The organism is Berryella intestinalis (assembly GCF_000814825.1).
GTDB lineage: Bacteria > Actinomycetota > Coriobacteriia > Coriobacteriales > Eggerthellaceae > Berryella > Berryella intestinalis.
On sequence record NZ_CP009302.1, the window covers coordinates 1,849,875 to 1,868,380 of the forward strand.

The 18,506-nt window shown below is 62.5% G+C and carries 15 protein-coding genes; 7 read left to right on the top strand and 8 right to left on the bottom strand.

Annotation, left to right across the window (positions count from 1 at the left end; all coding sequences use genetic code 11):
* The first annotated feature begins 142 nt into the window (after nucleotides 1-142).
* On the top strand, nucleotides 143-2,041 hold the full coding sequence (locus tag JI75_RS08130; RefSeq protein WP_052241711.1) for an acyltransferase family protein: 1,899 nt from the start codon (nucleotides 143-145) through the stop codon (nucleotides 2,039-2,041).
* Between the two features lie 127 nt (nucleotides 2,042-2,168).
* Here JI75_RS08130 and JI75_RS08135 read toward each other — a convergent pair whose 3' ends face one another.
* On the bottom strand, nucleotides 2,169-3,770 hold the full coding sequence (locus JI75_RS08135; RefSeq protein ID WP_039690096.1) for a response regulator transcription factor: 1,602 nt from the start codon (nucleotides 3,768-3,770) through the stop codon (nucleotides 2,169-2,171).
* Nucleotides 3,771-4,009: 239 nt separating this feature from the next.
* Nucleotides 4,010-4,492: a hypothetical protein gene (locus tag JI75_RS08140; RefSeq protein ID WP_039690097.1), complete on the bottom strand. Its 483-nt coding sequence runs from the start codon at nucleotides 4,490-4,492 to the stop codon at nucleotides 4,010-4,012.
* A gap of 217 nt (nucleotides 4,493-4,709) precedes the next feature.
* Between JI75_RS08140 and JI75_RS08145 the strand changes: the two genes are divergently transcribed.
* Together JI75_RS08145 and JI75_RS08150 are read left to right on the top strand one after the other, a co-directional pair.
* On the top strand, nucleotides 4,710-5,510 hold the full coding sequence (locus JI75_RS08145) for a hypothetical protein (RefSeq protein ID WP_039690098.1): 801 nt from the start codon (nucleotides 4,710-4,712) through the stop codon (nucleotides 5,508-5,510).
* A gap of 11 nt (nucleotides 5,511-5,521) precedes the next feature.
* Entirely contained in the window at nucleotides 5,522-6,205 is a 684-nt protein-coding gene (locus JI75_RS08150) for a TorD/DmsD family molecular chaperone (protein WP_039690099.1), read from the top strand.
* A gap of 113 nt (nucleotides 6,206-6,318) precedes the next feature.
* On the opposite strand, the gene JI75_RS08155 is transcribed toward JI75_RS08150, so the two are convergent.
* From JI75_RS08155 to JI75_RS08180, 6 genes are all read right to left on the bottom strand, one after another.
* Nucleotides 6,319-7,515 carry a 4Fe-4S binding protein gene (locus tag JI75_RS08155; RefSeq protein ID WP_240993168.1) on the bottom strand — a complete coding sequence of 399 codons (1,197 nt, stop codon included), beginning with the start codon at nucleotides 7,513-7,515 and terminating at the stop codon, nucleotides 6,319-6,321.
* On the bottom strand, nucleotides 7,508-8,467 hold the full coding sequence (locus JI75_RS08160; RefSeq protein WP_052241713.1) for a 4Fe-4S binding protein: 960 nt from the start codon (nucleotides 8,465-8,467) through the stop codon (nucleotides 7,508-7,510). The genes JI75_RS08155 and JI75_RS08160 overlap by 8 nt, the downstream gene beginning before the upstream one ends.
* A gap of 9 nt (nucleotides 8,468-8,476) precedes the next feature.
* Nucleotides 8,477-9,145: a 4Fe-4S dicluster domain-containing protein gene (locus JI75_RS08165; RefSeq protein ID WP_039690100.1), complete on the bottom strand. Its 669-nt coding sequence runs from the start codon at nucleotides 9,143-9,145 to the stop codon at nucleotides 8,477-8,479.
* 152 nt (nucleotides 9,146-9,297) lie between these two features.
* Complete coding sequence (locus tag JI75_RS08170) at nucleotides 9,298-10,194, bottom strand: dimethyl sulfoxide reductase anchor subunit family protein (protein WP_039690101.1); 897 nt, start codon at nucleotides 10,192-10,194, stop codon at nucleotides 9,298-9,300.
* Between the two features lie 3 nt (nucleotides 10,195-10,197).
* Nucleotides 10,198-10,854 (bottom strand): 4Fe-4S dicluster domain-containing protein, encoded by a 657-nt coding sequence (locus tag JI75_RS08175; RefSeq protein ID WP_039690102.1) that lies wholly within the window; start codon nucleotides 10,852-10,854, stop codon nucleotides 10,198-10,200.
* 18 nt (nucleotides 10,855-10,872) lie between these two features.
* The gene (locus JI75_RS08180; RefSeq protein ID WP_240993169.1) at nucleotides 10,873-14,388 is read right to left on the bottom strand and encodes a molybdopterin-containing oxidoreductase family protein; all 3,516 of its coding nucleotides are present in this window, start codon (nucleotides 14,386-14,388) and stop codon (nucleotides 10,873-10,875) included.
* 226 nt (nucleotides 14,389-14,614) lie between these two features.
* Between JI75_RS08180 and JI75_RS08185 the strand changes: the two genes are divergently transcribed.
* From JI75_RS08185 to JI75_RS08200, 4 genes are all read left to right on the top strand, one after another.
* Nucleotides 14,615-15,448: a hypothetical protein gene (locus tag JI75_RS08185; protein ID WP_039690103.1), complete on the top strand. Its 834-nt coding sequence runs from the start codon at nucleotides 14,615-14,617 to the stop codon at nucleotides 15,446-15,448.
* Nucleotides 15,449-15,450: 2 nt separating this feature from the next.
* On the top strand, nucleotides 15,451-17,448 hold the full coding sequence (locus tag JI75_RS08190; protein ID WP_052241715.1) for a UvrD-helicase domain-containing protein: 1,998 nt from the start codon (nucleotides 15,451-15,453) through the stop codon (nucleotides 17,446-17,448).
* A gap of 102 nt (nucleotides 17,449-17,550) precedes the next feature.
* A complete protein-coding gene (locus JI75_RS08195) occupies nucleotides 17,551-17,994 on the top strand; it encodes a type II toxin-antitoxin system RelB/DinJ family antitoxin (protein WP_144299298.1) in 444 nt (147 codons plus the stop codon).
* A complete protein-coding gene (locus JI75_RS08200) occupies nucleotides 17,994-18,503 on the top strand; it encodes a type II toxin-antitoxin system VapC family toxin (protein ID WP_039690865.1) in 510 nt (169 codons plus the stop codon). The genes JI75_RS08195 and JI75_RS08200 overlap by 1 nt, the downstream gene beginning before the upstream one ends.
* The last annotated feature ends 3 nt before the right edge of the window (nucleotides 18,504-18,506 follow it).

An 18,506-nucleotide genomic window follows, 5' to 3' on the forward strand; every position in this document is an offset into this window, starting at 1 on the left:
GCCCGCGGCGCGCGCAGCGGCGCTTCTCCTGAAGCGATTCGGGTCATTTCGTGATGGACCGAACATTCTAAACACCCCGTTCAATTACCGATTTTATCCAGTAGACTAAGCGACGACAGAAAAGTTTCGCAAAGGAAGCCCCATGCCCCGCCCAAAGTCCCGTTACGTCCCGTCCCTCGACGGGCTCCGCGCGTTCGCGGTCCTCGCCGTAATCGCCTACCACATGCATCTCGGTTTCGCCCCCGGAGGGCTTCTGGGCGTCACCATGTTCTTCGTGCTTTCGGGCTACCTCATCACCGGCCTGCTGATATCCGAGATCGAAACCACCGGAACCGTCGATCTCAAGGCGTTCTGGGTCCGCCGCATCAAGCGCATCGTCCCCGCCGTGCTGTTCGCCATCGTGGGGACGGCCGCCCTGTGCACGCTGCTGAACCATGCGCTGCTCACGAAGATGCGGCCCGACATCCTGCCCACCGTGTTCTTCTTCAACAACTGGTGGCAGATCATCCACAACGTGTCGTACTTCGACGCCCTGGGAGCCCCCTCGCCCCTCGCCCATACCTGGTCGCTTGCCATCGAAGAGCAGTTCTACCTGGTCTGGCCCGTGATTCTCATGCTCATCGTCCATCGGGGCGCCAAAAAGGGCACGATCGCCAAGGGATGCGCCATCGCCGCGCTCGTCTCGGTCGTCCTGATGGCCGTGATGTTCAATCCCGCAGAAGACCCCTCACGCGTCTATTACGGAACCGACACGCGCGCGTTCTCGCTGCTGATCGGAGCCATCCTGGCGTTCATCTGGCCCTATCAGAAGCTGGCCGACGACGCCGGCTCGGCTATGACCGACCGGGCGCGCCTGGGACTCGACGTAGTGGGGGGCCTGGCCCTTCTGGGGCTCGTGCTCCTCGTGGCGTTCAGCAACGGGTTCTCGCCCTTCATCTACCGCGGCGGCCTGCTGCTGTGCTCGCTGCTCACGGCGCTGTTCATCGCCTGCATCGTGCACCCGGGAAGCCTCATCGGGCGCGTGTTCGCCCTGAAACCCCTCGTGTGGGTCGGCCAGCGCAGCTACTCGATGTACCTGTGGCACTTCCCCATCCTGCTGCTGCTCGAGCCGCCTCACGTGAACGAGGGCACCCCGATCTACCTGATGGCGATCGAGCTGGCGGCCATCTTCGCCTTCGCCCACTTCTCGTACGAGTACGTGGAGAACCCCCTGCGCCGCGGAGCCGCCGAGAAACTCTTCTCCCAGCTGAGAAGCGGAGCGACCTCGGTCGTCGATTGGGGCCGAAGCCACGTCAAGACGGTTTCGGCGAGCGCGGCGACCCTGCTGATCGCAGCAGCCGGCCTCGCTTTCGTCCCCGACACGAACGCGCTGGAGGGAGGGTCGCTGCTCAAGCTGGCCGAAGACCAGGGCGGCGTCGTTGCGGGGGGAACCCTTGAAAGCCAGGCCGATTCCGATAGCGGCGCAGCCACCAGCCAAGCGGCCGAAAACAACTCCGGGTTCTACGTCGCACCGGTCGACGATTCGAAGTACGACATCCTCATGATCGGGGACTCGGTGTCGGTGCGGGCCATCCCCTACTTCCAGGACGCCTTCCCGCACGGGCTGATCGACGCGGCCGTCAACCGCCAGTTCTACAACGCCAGCAGCTATTACGACCTCTACCGCGATGCCGGCACGGTGGGCAGCATCGTGGTGATCGCCCTGGGGACGAACGGCTACGTAACCGACGACCAGATCGCGGGCCTCATGAACGATGTGGGCACCGACAAGATGGTATGGCTGGTGAACTCGCGGTCGAACACCGATTGGATGGCCAGCAGCAACAAGGCGCTCGCCGACGCCGCTCGAAAGTACCCCAACGTCCAGATGATCGACTGGTACGCGGCAAGCGCCGATCACGGGGACTACTTCGACGGAGACGGCACCCACCTGTCCGAGAAGGGCTCGGCCGCCTATATCGAGCTGATCCGCTCCGCTGTGGCAGACTACCTGCCCCGGCGCGACGCCGCCGAGGAGAGCGCTTCGTCGCAAACGGCCTAGGGCCGGCTTGCCGAAAACCAGCCGAAACGGATGCCTCGCCCGCAAAGCGAGGCATCGCCTTGTCGATCGGCGGAAAGGGCCGAAGCGGCCCCTCGCATCGGCTATCGGTGGGAAAGACCGCCCGACCTCACACCTGCATATCGTTGACCATACGCATCAGCTCCTGCTGGCTGTGAACGTTGGTCTTCGCGTAGATGTGCCGGATGTGGGTTTTCGCCGTGCCCTCGGAAATGTAGAGTTTCTCCTGCAGATATGCTGCGTTGAACCCGCGGGCCAAATAGAACAGCACCTCGTTTTCGCGAGCCGACAACAGGTACTGGTTTGCCACGCACTCGCACTTCTTGCGGAACAGGCCTTTTCTCTGATCGCTCGACCGGTCGGCCTCTTGCCCGCTCTGGCAATCGGACACCCCGGTCGCCACCGCATTCTCGCAGTCAGGGCCTTCGGCCTCGGCAGCGCTTCGGAACTTCTTGTTAATTTCTTCCACCACCTGATTGTTCTGGGAAGAAACCGTCTTGATGGCCCGCCGGATATCGTGTTCATGGGGAAGCATGGCCAGACCCGCGATGAGGCACACCAGGCAGATCACCACCATCTCGGCACCGCCGAACAGGCTGATGGAACCGTCCGCATACAGCTGATGCATGATGAAAACCGAGCCGAGGGATCCGAGGGCGATCGAGCCGCGGCCCACGCCGAAGACCATGACGGGAGACAGGCGGTATTTCTGGGCGAACACCGCCATCACCATCCACAGGGCGCTTTCCAGCACGAAATGCCCCGTAAGGATCACAACGCCCGCCACCCAAACGTCGAGGAAGCTCGTAGCCGACAGCAATCCGATCGCAACGGCTGAAATGGGAAGCAGCGGCCTCACCAGGTCGTCAACCCGATCGCTTTGCATGAGCTTCAAGCAGACCAGCACCGCCGCAACCGCAGCGAACCCAGCGCCGAGCGTCGCCACCAGCTGGGTCGCCACATCGAAGTGGACGAACAGGTAGCGAACGCTGCGCTCGCGCACGAATCCGAGCGAAAAGCCGAACAACAGCATGGGAAGAGCGAACATGATGGCGAAGCGAGCCCGGTTCACGGGAAGCGTGACGAAGATGGGCAGCATCCTGCGCTCTGTGTAAGGTTGCGGCGTATTCTTCCAGACCAAGATGCATTCCAACCAAGGAAGCGCCGTCACGAACAAACCCGACAGGGGAAACGGGACGAGCAGGAGCAGAAACGCATACACGAGCGCCGACAATCCCGCCCCCAGCGACGTGTTCACGGCGATGGTCAGGACGTCTTTGCGCGCGAACGCAGTGCCCCAGAATATGATGAACACCGCCGAGCCGACGCCGGTGCAAACGCCCGCGGGAACCAGCAGCGGCGCAGGGCACATATCGAGGCCGCACAGCAAGACGAGCAGCGTCCCTACCGACTCGATCGCAGCCGCCAAAAGGCACGTCTTCTTGTTGACCACGAATCTGAGCAGGCGGAAATCGAAGAACCCGAATGCGAACAACGTCGCCAGGTTCGAGATGATGGAGCTGATGAACAGGGGCGAGGACCACAAGCCCCCCGATGCCGCTTCCAGCCCGAAAATAGAGGAGCAGCTGAACAGCGTCGCGAAAATCCACGCCTGGTGAACCCCGTAGCCCACCGCGAGCGAGCTCACCTCGCCCGTGTGCTCTTCCCCTCCGAAGTCGGTGTGGATCGAAAAACGCGGCACGTATCCCATAAGCCCCCGCAACAACCGCTTTCCCCTCGCAGGATCGGCACCGCGCCGATCCCCCTCTTTGCCAGCATAGCAAAACAGAGCCGCCGAACCGAACGCCGTTTCCCGCACCGAAGAAACGCTAAGGGCCCATGATGAGGGGAAACGCAAAAATCATCCGCTCGGCATGATTCGAGAAACGCGCCGGGGGCGCCCCGAAACGAGGCGCCCCCGCGGTGGTCGGCCGTCCGATCGGCGCCCGCTTACGAAGCGGTGAGCACCACCTGATCGAAGCGCTGCAGCTCGGCTCCGGCAAGATCGCTTACAACCTTGCCCGATCCGTCCTGGGCGGTGTGGGTGCCGGCTTTGCGGTCCGCAGCGGAATACACCGTGCAGGTCCACTTCCCATTCGCGACGTAATCCTTCACCGACTGGTAGTCGTAGTTATGGATCGCCGCCACGCCGTTTTGCGAGTTGCTGGACACAATGGCCTGCTCCACGGCAGCCGCGGGCGTGCTCTCGCTTGCAGGGACGCAAACGAGCTGGGTCCACGAGCTTTTTCCCTGAGCCGAACCGTCGATCGTCACAACCACCTCCACAGCACCGTTGACGCCGCTGCCAGCGTCATAGGCGTTGCCGTGCACGTAGTAAAAAGCATAGGCGGGAACGACCGCCAGCATCACAGCCGCCGCAACGCCTGCGACAGCCGCAGCGAGCCTCTTTCTGCTAATCGCCACGTTCACCATAAGAGCCTCCTTCCAAGAACCTGAAAGTCCCCGCTCTGCGCAACGTGGGAACACCCTACCAGCAATGCGTCGTCGCGCCATCGTTCGCTGAGGATGAAACGGCTTCGGGCAAAGCCTGCGCCCTTTTCATCCAAGCAGGATGATGGCACATCCGAGGGCCTTCCTATAATCGATGCAGAGAAAACGGCTCCGGCGTTCCGAAAAACGAGGAGGGGAAATGCCCGAGAACATCTTTTCACCCGCCGACGGCCTCGAAGACGACTTCGATCCCTTCGCGGTGGACGACAGCGTCATCGACCAGCAGGATATGGAAGACGACAATCCGCTCGATACCGTCGACTACCCGACGATGCGCAACATGCCCCAGCACATGCGGCACGGGGCCATCTATACCCCCGAGAAGCAAGGTGGCGTGCGGGCGGCCCTCGAGTCGCTGTTCGACCACAACCCCGCACGGAGGCCCGTGCTGCTGTCCATCATCGAGCTGTGCGAGGGCGGCTGCGCTTCGAGCGAGATCATCAAGCGCGTCGACGAGGCGCAGACCGACAACCAGTCCGTCTACGCACCGCTCACGCTGTGCCGCATGCTCGAACGGGCGGGAGGCCTCGAACTGGAGCGGATCGAAGCTAGCGAAGCGCGCGAAGATATCGAAGGCGGTGTCGAATACCTCGAGATCAAAGAGACGCCCGATCCTGTTTGGACCGCGACCCCCGAAGCCCTCGAGCTTGCCCGCGAAGCGCGCGAGGGGCGCGAGTTCCGCGACATTGTCCTGAACCGAGACAAACGATACCTGGAAGTGTATCGGGGCGTGCTCGGGTTACTGGAGGGCGCTCCCCGGGTGCGCACCGACATCGAAGAGCTGGTCGATTCGTACGACGAGGTCCAACAGCCCCGTCGGTTCGGCGGGCACTTCATCGACATGCTGGAAAAAACCGGGGCCATCACGTGGGCCGATCACAAATGGACCATCACCGATCTGGGACGCGCCATGCTGGCAGAGCTTCCCGAGGCCGTTTAGGAGGTACGAACATGTCGGAAGAAACCATCGACCTGGGAAAGCTCATGGACGAGCGCGCCTCCACCTACGGGCTGCTGTCCCGCCTGTTCCGCACCGAGGTGGACAGGGAGGCGCTTAAAGAGCTGCAGGGCATGCGCTTTCCGGTCGCAACGGGAAACTCCCTGATCGACAAGGGGTTTCGCCAGATGTACGACTACCTGAGGACCTCGTGGGACGATTCGGTGACCGAGCTGGCCATCGATTACGTCCGATGCTTCATCGGACATGGGGTGAACGGCTACTCGGCCGCCTACCCTTTCGAAAGCGTCTACACCAGCGAACGGCGCCTCCTCATGCAGGAGGCGCGCGCAGAGGTTCTCCAGATCCTGCGCGATAACAACCTGAAACGCGGAAGCTGGAACGAAGGGGAAGATCACATCGCGCTCGAATTCGAATTCATGCAGCGCCTGTCCGATCGCACGGCACGCTGCCTGCGCGAGAACGACGAGGATCGGGCGATCGAGAACCTGAAGACGCAAGCCGAGTTCCTCGACGATCACATCCTGAACTGGCTTCCCATGCTCGTGTCCGATATGGGCCAGTTCGCTCAAACCTCGTTCTACCTCGGACTGGGCGATCTTGCCCTGGGCTACTCCCAAGAAGACGCCGCTTTGCTGGACGAGCTTCTGGAAAATGCGGGAGAAACAGCCGCGTAAAGCAGACGCCCCGATCGAAAACGCAAGGCGCGCGGAACACCGCGCGCCTTTTTCCTTCCCCCGGAACCCGCCCTGCGCGACACGCAAAGGCATCGGTCGCTCAGACCATCCGCCTACCGCTCGAACACGTCGCCGTCTATCGCAAGCTTCATCGTGTTCAGGATCTGGTGCTCGTCGTTCAAAGCGACTGCGCGCCGCCTCATGGCGTAACGATGGACCGAACCTTCCAAAATGTACGCCGCCCGCGTATGCGGCAGGATGGTGATCGCCTGATCGGGGCAGATGCTCTTGCAGCTTTCGCAGTTAACGCAGCTTCCAGGGAAATGGAGGACCCCGAACGACCCGTCCTCGTCGTCGAACTTCTCGAGCGCGCCCGTCGGGCAGAACGTCGTGCACATCCGACAGCTCGAGCACTTCGCGCCGTCGATGACAACGCATCCCCAAAGACCGGTTTCGATCGTTCCCTCGGGTTCGCTGCCGGCCAGGGCGAGAGCGGTAAGGAGTTTCTCTCGCCGTTGCGGAAGAAAATGGGGGAGGGTTCCGTCTTTCATGACCTTGAGCACCGAGGAGTCCTCAGGGATGCGGCAATCGGTTCGCGCAAAGCGAGCTTTATCCGCCCGCTGCGCCAAAGGAGGGTTCGAAGCCCCGGCGGAGAAGTGCTCCGCATACGAGCGTTCGGCCCGAAGCTGTGCTTTGGGATCGGCGAGCAGATCCAGGCGAACCCCTTCGACAACCTGGACGTCGAGGTCGATGTCCCAGGCTTCGCACAACGACCGAACGTTGGAGACGACCGTCCGAGCGCAGGAGAGGCCTTGTTTCTGTTCGCACGAATCGCAGGCTCCGCACGCAAGCTCGATCCTGTTCACCCGCCTCTCGGCAAGCTGGACGAGCAGCGACTCGTCAACCCGCCCCAGGCACACCACCTCGGAACACGCCGACGCGCGCATAAACGGACCGATGGATTCGATCAGAGGGCGGCAGGCGATGGTAACGCGGTCCCCCTCGCGCGAAGCGAGGGTGTCGCGCAACAGCTGGGCGTCGGTGGGGTTGAGCGATTCAAGGGCACACGTCGGGCATACCGTCGCGCATGTCCCGCACCCCACGCACTTGTCCGCATCGACGTGCAAGGACCCGTCGACGAGGGATATGCACCCCGACGTGCAGGCCCCGGCGCACCTCATGCAGTTCGCGTTGCGGTTCCTCACCTGCGTGCAGCGGAACTGGTGAACCGCGATAGCCTCGCTTCGCACGCCCTCGAAAACGCCTGCGGCGTTGGGCGGGCCTATAACGCGACGGGCCACGTCACTCACCAGCCGGCTTCGACGCGAGCACCGAGGGATCGACGTTGTCCTCGATGGTCACAGGGCCCTCCTGCACTCCCCTGCCGCTTCTCAGCGGAAGCGACAGAGCCCCAGCCGGACAGGCTTCGACGCATGCGCGGCAGCGCGTGCAATCGTCCAGGGTCCGTTCCCCGAATTCCGGGTGACGGACGTTGATCTCGGCCTCGCACACCATCGAGCAGCGCGAACAAGGGCGCCCCGAAACCGATTCGATGCATTTCGACTCGTCGATAACAGGGCGAAACGTCCGGTTGAACCGGCCGATCAGGTTCATGAACGCCGCCAGGGGGCAGAAGCGCGCGCACCACTTGCGCAGCAGCGTGGCCTCGAGCACCAGCAGCGCGGGAACCGCAACCACCAGGATGGACACGTCTCCGTTTGCGAACAGGCGCCATACCAGCAGCACCGTGGCGAACGCCAACCCTATGGGGCACACGATGCAGAACACGGGAAAACCGAACGCAACCGTGGACAGCAGGGCGCCTCCCAGCACCACGTGACGGGAGTCGAGCTTCGCGCGCCGCTGCTTGCAAGACGCGCATTCCGAGCACTCCGTCCCGCAGCTAAGCTGGTGGCGGGCGATGTCGAGCATCCGTTCTCTGCGCTCGTCCTGCTCGACTTTGCGCCTGTTCGCGCTTTTGAAGAACCCGCTGATCCGCTTTCCGAGGGGCACGGGGCACACCCATCCGCAAAACGCCCGACCGAACACGGCGATGAACGCCACCATCAAGACCAGCGACACCACGCCACGGGGAACAACCAGATGGGCGGCGATCATGGAGGTAACGGCGCCGAACGGGCACAGCAGCGAGAACGCATCCCATCCGAAACCCGACAGGGTTCCCGTGCTCAAGCCAGCAACGATGCCGATCGAAAGAAGGGCGAACAAACCACCCGAAACCGCAATGCGCAGCTTATCCATCAGTTCCCCCTAGGCTTTCTCGATCGGACGGATAACCACCGCGCGCTCCGACGCCGACGAGGCGAGGGCTCCGGCGGTAAGGCTCACGCAGACGCTTTCGCACGCACCGCATCCGTTGCATCGATCCTCGATGATGTAGGGCCGCGGGTTGGTCCCGTCGTCGGTACGCAGCTCGATCGCATCGTAGGGGCACGCATCGTAGCAGTAACGGCACCCGGTGTCGCGAAACGCGAGGCAGGTTTTCTGGTCGATCTTCGCCATGCCGATGATCGTCTTCTCCGCAGTCGCCTCGGGCGGAAGATGCAAGGCCTCCGTAGGGCATGCGCTCACGCACAGCGGTACGCCGCCGTTTTCTTCGGCGCACCAGTCGCAGTACGAGTCGTCGAATGAAAGGACCGGGGTGCGCACGCTCAGCACGCCGCTTTCGAGCTTCGCCGGCACGATGATCCGGCGGGGACACGCCCCGAAGCATTTCTGGCACCGAATGCACGCGGCCATCAGCCGCTCTTCGTCCTGCCCTCCCGGCGGCCTGAGCTGCGCGGGCGTTCCCGCGTACTTCAAAGCACCCAGCCCCATAAGCGCGACCGAGCAGCCGGCGGCGGCCATCAGCGTGCGGCGGGACACCGCCGCCGCATCGACCGCCGGCCTTGCGCCCTTCTTCCCGTCTTCCATACTCATCCCCCAAACTAACCAAGGTGACCTGCGAAAAGCTCATATCAGACGGGGCTCGGTTGCGACGAGCGGGGAACACGAATCGAGAGCCCCGTCAGTATGCGCTTTCCGCCCTCGCCACGGTGACCGGCCCTGGCGAGGACGCTACGTTGAAACGCCTAGAAGATCGCGAACACGCTGAGTGCGACGACGTACAGAATGCCGCGCCAGCACAGGGTTCCCACGACCACCGATGCCAATCCGATGCCCGCCAGCGAAAGCACGCGTCCGGACTCGGCCGCCCTCTTCGCGAGGAAGGCGGCGACAGCGGGGATGCAGCAACCTAGGAGGATGCTTCCGCCCCAGAACGCCAGCGCCATGTCGCCCGTGAACATCTGAAAGAAGACGGCGGACGGAACCGTGACCGCGACGTCGGGCAGCGTGGGATCGAAGTACATCCCCGGTTGGGCATAGCTGCCGGCGGAGTTGGCGATGACCGCCGCATAGATCGCCACGGCTGCAAGCTGGGCGAGAGCTGCGATGAAAGCGACCTGGGAAAGCGTTCCGAACGCTGCGGAAGCCTTCTTGACCGCGGCGATGATCAGGACGCTCAGAGCGCCGAGGCACGCCGCGTTGGCCAGATAGAACACCTCGAGCATCGGGGTGTTCCATGAGGGAAGGGCCGGCATGTTGTAGCTGTGCCCGGTCACGAACACCATGAGAGCCGGCACGACCATCGCGGCAACGGAGACGCCGGCGGGAACCGATCCGTCTTCAGAGCGGCGCATCATCAGGAAGAACAGGACGATAACAACGCCCATAAGGACGACCCCAATAAGCTCCTGGGTGATGCCGGACGTGATGTGCCCGAACCCGTTGAAGATGCGCTCCCAGTGCTCGAGGTGCATGAACACGGCAACGCCGCCGACCGCCAGCGATGCTGCGGACGCAACCAGGCTGGCAAGCTGCAGCTCGCGCGCCTTGCCGAGAAAGGACAGCAGGCCCTGAACGAACAGGATTCCGCTGCTCAGGCACACGAAGAACGTGAACAGGATGAGTGGCCATTGAAGCTCCATCGTCTACCCCCTCCACTTTCGTCCGGAACGAAGCAGGTACATCAGCCGGGGGTCGTTGCCCGCGTCCGTCAGATGGTGGATCTCGTCGGGCGTGTACGCCTCGACGTAGTCCTTCAGCTTCACCCTCGTCTTCGTCATCTCGTCGTACTGGCAACCGGGCTCGTCGGGATGGACCGGCGCCTCGAAGTTGTCCACGCCTTCGTCCAGATCCCCGAAGAAACGGGCGCGAGCGCCGCACTGGGACACGCATTGGGGAAGCTCTCCTTGGGAAATACGCTGTTCGCACAGGGTGCACTTCTCGACGACGCGCTCTTCCTCATTGAGGTAGCGAACGCCGTAAGGGCACGCCATGGCGCAGAACTGGCATCCGATGCACTTGGATTTATCCACCTGCACCGTGCCGTCCTCGCGGATGTGCGAAGCCTCGGTCGGGCAGACCTTGACGCACTCGGGGTTATCGCAGTGCTGGCACTGCACCGGGAGGAAGTACATTTCCACGTCGGGGAACTGCGCGCCCTCGAACTTCGGGTTGGGGCCGATGCGCAGCGTTTTGATCCAGAACGCTCCGATTTCGACGCCGTTGATGGCCTTGCAGGCAACGGTGCAGGCAAGGCAGCCCGTGCACCGATTCAGATCGGTGACGATTGCATAGTGAGCCATGCTCGAATCCTCCTCTCCCTATTCCTTGACGACAGTGATATGGTTCATACCCTTCGCCGCAGGGTTCGCGAACGTCAGCGCGACCTTGGCGTCGTCGAGGCGCGGGTCGTTGGCCATCCATTCCTTCAGGCGCGGGTCGTTGGCGTTGGCGATGACGGCGTTGCCCTGCGGATCGCACGGAACGGGGTTGCCAAACGGCGAGTTCTCCGGCGTCGCAGGGTAGATGACCACGGGCAAGCCGCGCAGCTGGGAAGCTCCGCAGATCCAGCATTGGGCGTACTTGTCCATGAGGCAGTTCACGTTGACCAGTTCGAACCCGTGGCTCGCCGTGTCGATCTCGGGATACCACCATGCATGGTTCGCGTTGACCGTGCCCTCCTTGATGCCGTAGTACAGGTCGACCACTTCGCGGATGGCGCCCCAGGGACTGCGAATCCACACCCACTGCCCCTGCTCGAGGCCAAGGCGCGCGGCATCGTTCGGGTTGATCTCGAAACGCGGGGAGGGCCACAGCTCGCGGCACCACGGGAGCTGGCGATGCTCGGAGTGGAAGTACACCGGCTGACGGGAGCCCGTCGTGGCGATGAATGCGTTGTCGGGGTACTTCTTCAGCGCCTCGCGGTACTCTTCGACCAGATGGTCTCCGTGGTAGTTGTCGTTGATGTAGGCCGCCGTGGTGGAAATCTTGTCCGCCAAAGACGCGTCGTAGTACTCGGGGTTGGAGATCTTCGAGTTCTTGGGCTCCACCCAATGGGGGAACTTGTCGATATCGGGGATCTTCGGGTCGATCACGTTCGTGCTCGCAAACGTTGCGGTTCCGTCGGGGATGTAGGATTCGGCGATCGTGGACCAGATCTCCACCTTGCCCGTCGGGGTCATGAACGCGCACTTCTCGTCGATGGCAGAGTACAGGTTGTAGCCGCCCTGCTGACGACGATAGCCCATCTCCCAGCGACGGTAGGTACCCCAGCGCTCGGGATGCCATTTGCGGCAGTCGAACCAGCCCTCTTCCTGGAACTTCTTGGCATACTGCGGGAAGTCGGGCCCCTTCGGGAACTCCTCGGTGTGCCACCAGTCAACCGCATCCTTCAAAACGCGGTACTCCTGCTCCTCATAGCCAACCGTTCCGCCCATCTGGACGAAATTGCGGTAATCGAGGTTGTTCCATTCGTCGTACTCGGGGTCGCGGTTGTTCCACACCACGCCCATGGCCTTGTACAGGCAGATCACGGCGACAGGATCGAAGATGCAGTCTCCCATGGGCTCCACCGCACGCTGGCCGGCGCCGAACAGGCCGCCCGCACCCTGGGAGACGCGACCGGTGTTGCATTCCAGCCAGTGGAGGACCGGGATGACGATGTCGGCGCACCCGTTGTTCGGGCACGACCACAGGTTCAGGTCGAGCCAGAAGTCAAGGCGCGTGAGAGCCTCCCACGCCTCGAGCAGGTTGGATTCGTTCATGAAGTCGCCCGACATGCACACGCCCGCATGGATCTGGTACGGGGTGTCGATGCCGTTGATGGAATCCCAGATGGCGGCGGAATCAGCCCAGCGGCTCCAATAGCGCAGCAGCGGGAACCGATCGGCGGAAATCTGGTTGGCGTTGCGCTCCCAGGTGGTCTTGGGATGCGGCCACACGCTGTTCTTGATGTAGTTGCCGCCCTTGCGCTCGGCGATGAGAACCGCCTCGTCATGGGAGGGAACATGGTTGCCGTACCGCTCGGCAAGTGGGGATTTCTCGTCGATCAGATACTGGACGAAGTCCTGGATGAGAGGCACCTGCTCTTCGATGGTAAGATTGCGCGGAGTGTTGCCCAGCTCCATGGTTCCCACATCGACGCCCCAGGTCTTGGAATTATCGCCGTGATCGGTGACCAGCATGTTCGCACGCCCAGCACAGCCGTCGACCTGCGCCTTGGACGATCCGCGGTTGCCGGCGGGCTCGTCGGAGTTGCCCGTGATGCAGGCGATGATCTGCAGCGCGCGAGTGTTCTGCACCGCGTGCCCGGTCTGGTCGGGAGCCAACTGGTAGTGGATACCGCCGTTGCCGTGCAGCGGGTTCAAGCGCGTGGTGTAGATGCGCACCGATTCCTCGATGTCTTTGGCCGGAACCTCGGTGATCTCGGACACGTAATCGAGCGTGTACTGCTCGAGGCTGTCGGAGAAGCTCTCCCACACCGTGCCGGCCTTGATGGTGGCCCCGCTCTTCAGCTTGACCTCCACGCCGCCGGGGAACAGCGCCGGATTCTTGGGCAGGCCCAGCGGATTGGACTTCTTGCCGCCCTCGTTGCCCTCGTTCCAGTATTCGTCATATGCGGGATCCTGAGGATCGGCGAAATGAGACGGATCGGGAAGCCAGGCGTCGGCCACGATAGGCTTGTAGGGATGCTCGACCCACACACCGGTGGTCGGGATCTTGTGCTTCTCCCCCTCCCACTGGCACTCCTCCGCGTCCCAGTACGTGGGCTTGTTGTTGTTCTCGTCCCACACGATGAAGCGCTGGTAGCGGCCCTTGTAGTCCCAATACTGGTTGATCCACTCCGGATCGCAGTCGGCCTCGGTGATGATACGGCTGGTCATATCGATACCGCCGTTCATTTCCTGGAACCAGCCCTTGTACGTGCGGCCGTCCTTCTCGGGATTCCACAAGAAGGGGGCGTTCGACCAACGGCGGACGAACAGGTCGTCGTACGCCTCGTTGTCGAGGATCCACTTCAGCCAGCCCAAAGACAGGGCGAGGTCGGTGCCGACGCGCAGCGGAAGCCACAGATCGGCTTCCTTCCCCAACGGGGTCATGCGGGGGTCGACCAGGATGTGCTTGTAGGCGCGCTGGCTGCAGTCGACCACCGTGCGGTTGGTCGAGTCGTAGTTGGAGTACTCGGCCGCCGTACCCCACTGAACGTACACCAGCGGACCCTGCTCGACCTCCATCCAGGGAGACCCGATCTCGTCGGTGAGGATGCCCCCGAAATGGCGCGGCCCCTTGCAGATCTCGTAGGCCAGATGGGCATTCGGCGTCGGGAAGATCGACTTCAGCGTACCGTAGGGAGGCTGCGCCCATACGCGCGAGGTGCCGCCCATCGAGAAATTAGCCTGGCCGCCGTACTTCTCGACCACCTCTTTAAACTTGGACCCGGCCTCGTCGAACGCCTCAGCCAGCGAGATACGGACCCAGCCCGGATCGTCCTCGCCCTTGGGGTTCGTGCGCTTCATGCAGTAGCGCAGTCGGTCGGGATGGTACAGCGCGAGCATCGACGACTGCGATTTGGCGCAGCAATGCCCGCGGCTGTGAGCGTTCGACTCGTCCCCCTCCACTTTGATGACTTTGTTGTCTTGCACGGTCACCCACACACCGCACTCGACTTTGCCGCATGCGCGACAGCAGGAACGGATTCTCTTAACTTCCCCCGCGGTAGCATCTTCCCCTTCCGCCAGAGCATCGGATGCCTGCGCGGCGAACCCCACCGAGGTCGCCGCCATCGCGATGGCCGAGGCTTTCACGAAGCTACGACGCGATAGTGAAAGTTTAGACATACGCCCCTCCTTTCTTTCCTGTCTGCCTCTCCTTGACTGGAAGAGGAGCGCAGCACGAACGCTCCCCTCTCTGGGAAAAATTCTAGGAAGGACCCGATTGCCCAAATCAGAACGGATGGATGATTGCCGCGCGCCATATCATCCTCACTGCATTATTTGCCGTCCGTCCCGCCCGCTAGACTCGTTTGCAGGTAAGGAGAGGCACTTCTATCAGAGAGGGGATACGATGCCGCAACCGCGTCCGTCACTTGCCTTGGTGCTCGACGTAGACGAAGAGTACGCCACCAAGGAGACGCGCCTCGAAGTGGGGCGCTGCTATTCGTATGTCGGCTCGACCGTTGTGCGCAGCCATAAGCGCGCAGAGGGCGCACGGCCGCTGAACCGGGCCGAGCTCCATGTGAAGCTGGGAAACCGGCGCTACCTCGCATCGGACGACGAGGGGGCCGACGAGCTGTGGAACGACGTCATCGAACGATGGCTGTTCAACCAGTTCGGGACCATCGCCAACAATATGAGGATCTACAACCGCCGCCAGCGGGAGATCGGCGGAACCGAGCTGGACTTCGACTATCTGGACGTCGTTTTGGAAAACGGCGGCTTGGTCGTGCAGGCGCGACTGGACTCCACAAGCGGGATCCCCGCCGAAGTTTCAGCCGTCGTATCGCAGATTCGCTCTGCCCTGAACGCCGGAGCGCTCGGACCCGACGTCCATCGGGTGACCATCCCTTCGGAAGCCGATTACCGGCGTCAGGTAACCGAAGCGCAGATCCGATCCGAACAGGACCTGGGCACCGAGACCGAAGGCCTTCCCGCACAGGGCGAAAACCCTGATCCCATCGAAGCTTCAGAGCAGATCGACGAGCCCTTCACCGAGTCGGACGACCTTGTCGACACCTCCGAACAAGACGCGCTCGCCGAACTCGAAGCGCAGATGGAGGCGAAGTTCGCCCTCCCCGACCCCGACTTCGAGATCGATTACCGCATCTGGGGCGTCATGCTGCCCGACGGAACCGAGAAGGAGTTCGACAGCGCGGCCCTTTCGTTCCGAAACGAGGGCTGATCATGTCTTCGATCGAGAGGATCGCGCATCATGACGCGCGGATGATCAAGGTTGTCGGCGCAGCTCGCACGGGAAAAACCGAAACCCTGCTGGAACGGTGCGCCGCGCTGGTAAGCGCCGGAGCCGACCCTTCCCGCATCTTCGTAGAGACGGCCACGCCCTTCGCCGCCGACGCCTTCCGCGTTCGCCTTCGCGCGAAGATCGGGAAAGACGCGGCCGACATGACCGTCTGCACAGCCACCCAGATGGCAGCCTTCCTGCTGGGAAACCCCGCGGCGATCCGCGATACCGGACGGATTCCCCGTCTCGTCACCGATGCCGAGCGGAAGTTCCTCCTGGAAGACCTGAAGACCACGGGGTTGAAAGTGCGTGCGATGCGCGGCATGTTGGATAGGTTCCGCGACAAGTGGTGCGCCCTCGAAAGCGAATCGACCTGGCTGGTAGACAGCGAAGAAGCAGGCGTCCACGCGTTTCTTCTGGAGCGCCTCGAGGCCTACGGCGCGATGCTTCCGGAAGAAGCGGCCCGTCTCACCGTCGACTTCCTGCGCTCCGATCGGGACCGGGGTCGCGAGCTTCGCTTCGACTACGTGCTGTGCGACGACTTCCAGAACATGACGTGCGCCGAACAGACGATGTGCTGCCTTCTGGCGAGCAAGCAGATGATGGTCACGGGAAACCAGAACCAAACTACCCGGATCGACAACCTGCCGCCGCATCCCCGGGGATTCGAGGACTTTGACGCACTGCGCCATGACGTCGACGTTTTCACCCTCGATACCGCATTCGCAAACCCCGCAGCCCAGAGGTTTGCCGAAGCAGCGCTCGGAGAAGGGGGGCTTGACGCCTCGATCCGATCCGCACGCACGGACGACGCCCCCGCAGGTCGCGCTGGCACTCCCGTCAACCCGGGAGAGAGAATGCTCAAGGGCGGGCAGAGCGGCTCGTCGCAGAACGGAGGGGTTCGCGTCGTTTCATGGAACAACCCCGACGAAGAGCTGAACGGAATGACCAAGTACCTCCGCTTCCTCGCCAACCAAGACCCCGAGAACTTCTCGAAAAACACCCTGGTCGTCGTTCCGAATGCGCTTTGGGCGCGCTCGGTCGGGAGGCTCTTGCGCACGCGCGGGTTTTCGGTAACCACCGCTGGAACCGGCGTGTCGTTCGGCGGAGACCCGCGCGAACGGGACCGTTGCAAAGCGCTTACCGCCTACCTGAAACTGAACCTTCTGGCGAACCCCGCCGATCCGATGGCGTGGCGCTGCTGGACGGGCATCGGGAACTACCTTGCCAACAGCGATGCCTGGGGAAGCTTCTTCGCTTTCATGAACGAGCACGGCTTGGGCCTGGTCGAGGCTCTGAACCTGGCAAGCTCCCAAGATGGCGAGGTTTCTCTGCGTTCGAGCGCCCTCACCGATGCCTATCGCGAAGGCGTCGCGTTCATCGAGGCGAACAGCGGGCGGAAAGGGTTCGCGCTCATGCGGGCCATCGGAGCCGAGGGGCTTCGGGAATTCGCCGACGTGTTCGATGCCCTCGCGGGCGATGAAAGCGCCGGGGAGCTGTTCGCAATCGTGCGCACCATGGCATTGTTCCCGCACTTCATCGGCCCTTCGGATAAACTGCGCATCATGTATGCCCCCTACCTGTGCGGCCTTGAAGCGGAAAACGTGTTCGTCCTGGGGGCGATCGACGGGTTCTACCCTCCGCGCGATGCGTTCGAGGTGGTCAGCACGGAGGGCGAACGCAGGTCGCGTACCGAGCGAAACCGGCGCTCGTTTTTCTCGGCGACGTCGAAGGCTACGGGATCCCTTACGCTCTCAACCTTCTCGAAAGCGCCGCTCGAACTTGCCGAGCAAGCAAAAATGCAGGTCTCACGCGTGCGAAGCGAAGGCGGCGAGCGCATTGCCCTTGTCCGCCCCAGTATGTTCCTAGACGAGGCATCGACCGCCTACCCCGGATTCACGGGCGGCCAGCAATTGATGATGGAGCACCATCTGGCTTGATCGCATGCTGAACAGACGCTCGACCCGTCGGGGCTCCGGAACGCACATCCGGGGCCCGATCTCTAACGGCTCCGATATATTCGCTCTCCGATTCTGCTATACATGCTTTACGTATTAACCTGGTTTTTCTACAATCAGATCAATACGAAAAGGAGGCGTATTATGACTGGGGCCGCTGCAACATCGCAAATCAACGCCCGTATCGACGCTTCGCTTAAGAAGAACGGCGACGATGCTTTGGCGAAGGCCGGCTTCACGCCGACGCAGGCGATCCGCGCCCTATGGGAACTTGCCGAACGCTATTCGGACAGGCCCGACCGATTGCGCAAAACGCTCCTGCCCGCTGAAGCCAAGCAAGTCGAGTCGGCGGAGTCCAAGCGCCGCAAACAGATGGCGAAGATCGCCGATACCGGCCCGGATATCGTGCGCAGCGCTTACGCCCAAGCGGGTCTTACGTGGCCGCCGGAAGAGGACTCTCCATCCTTCGACCAGCTCAAAGCTCTCGCCTTCGAAGAGCGCTACGGATCGGAAATGGGGTGGAGCTGATGTCAGAGCGCCTGTTCCTCCTCGACACCAACGTGTGGCTCGACTACTTCCTTGGGTTCCGACCGCAAAGCAAGGCAGCCGTCGATTTCATAAACATCGCCATCGAACGGGGCGTGCGCTTCTGCCATGCAGTGCACGCCACGAAAGACCTGTTCTACCTCGTTTCCGCCGATTACAGGCGCGCCGTCATACGCGATAAGGGCGAAGTTTCCAAGGCCGATGCGGCTACGGCGGCGAAAACGGCATGGATGTGCCTGTCGAAAATGGACGAGCTGTCCACCGCGGTCGGTTGCGACCGGTCCGATGTATGGATCGCGCAAAAGCAACGCTGCCTTCATGGCGATTACGAGGACAGCCTGGTAATCGCCGCTGCGATGCGCTGCAACGCGGACCTCTTGATAACAAACGACGAGGAACTGATCCGCCATTGCCCGGTTGCGGCGCTTTCAGTCAAGGATGCGACGAACATGCTCTGTGAAGAGCGGGGCCTTCGGAAACCTCTCTCGTAGAGC

Bases quoted from the DNA above. Each gene is read 5' to 3' on its own strand.
- JI75_RS08175 (WP_039690102.1), bottom strand. From the start codon at position 10,854: ATGGCTCACTATGCAATCGTCACCGATCTGAATCGGTGCACGGGCTGC.
- JI75_RS08140 (WP_039690097.1), bottom strand. From the start codon at position 4,492: ATGGTGAACGTGGCGATTAGCAGAAAGAGGCTCGCTGCGGCTGTCGCA.
- JI75_RS08190 (WP_052241715.1), top strand. From the start codon at position 15,451: ATGTCTTCGATCGAGAGGATCGCGCATCATGACGCGCGGATGATCAAG.
- JI75_RS08165 (WP_039690100.1), bottom strand. From the start codon at position 9,145: ATGAGTATGGAAGACGGGAAGAAGGGCGCAAGGCCGGCGGTCGATGCG.
- JI75_RS08145 (WP_039690098.1), top strand. From the start codon at position 4,710: ATGCCCGAGAACATCTTTTCACCCGCCGACGGCCTCGAAGACGACTTC.
- JI75_RS08130 (WP_052241711.1), top strand. From the start codon at position 143: ATGCCCCGCCCAAAGTCCCGTTACGTCCCGTCCCTCGACGGGCTCCGC.
- JI75_RS08185 (WP_039690103.1), top strand. From the start codon at position 14,615: ATGCCGCAACCGCGTCCGTCACTTGCCTTGGTGCTCGACGTAGACGAA.
- JI75_RS08180 (WP_240993169.1), bottom strand. From the start codon at position 14,388: ATGTCTAAACTTTCACTATCGCGTCGTAGCTTCGTGAAAGCCTCGGCC.
- JI75_RS08135 (WP_039690096.1), bottom strand. From the start codon at position 3,770: ATGGGATACGTGCCGCGTTTTTCGATCCACACCGACTTCGGAGGGGAA.
- JI75_RS08160 (WP_052241713.1), bottom strand. From the start codon at position 8,467: ATGGATAAGCTGCGCATTGCGGTTTCGGGTGGTTTGTTCGCCCTTCTT.
- JI75_RS08195 (WP_144299298.1), top strand. From the start codon at position 17,551: ATGCTTTACGTATTAACCTGGTTTTTCTACAATCAGATCAATACGAAA.
- JI75_RS08200 (WP_039690865.1), top strand. From the start codon at position 17,994: ATGTCAGAGCGCCTGTTCCTCCTCGACACCAACGTGTGGCTCGACTAC.
- JI75_RS08150 (WP_039690099.1), top strand. From the start codon at position 5,522: ATGTCGGAAGAAACCATCGACCTGGGAAAGCTCATGGACGAGCGCGCC.
- JI75_RS08170 (WP_039690101.1), bottom strand. From the start codon at position 10,194: ATGGAGCTTCAATGGCCACTCATCCTGTTCACGTTCTTCGTGTGCCTG.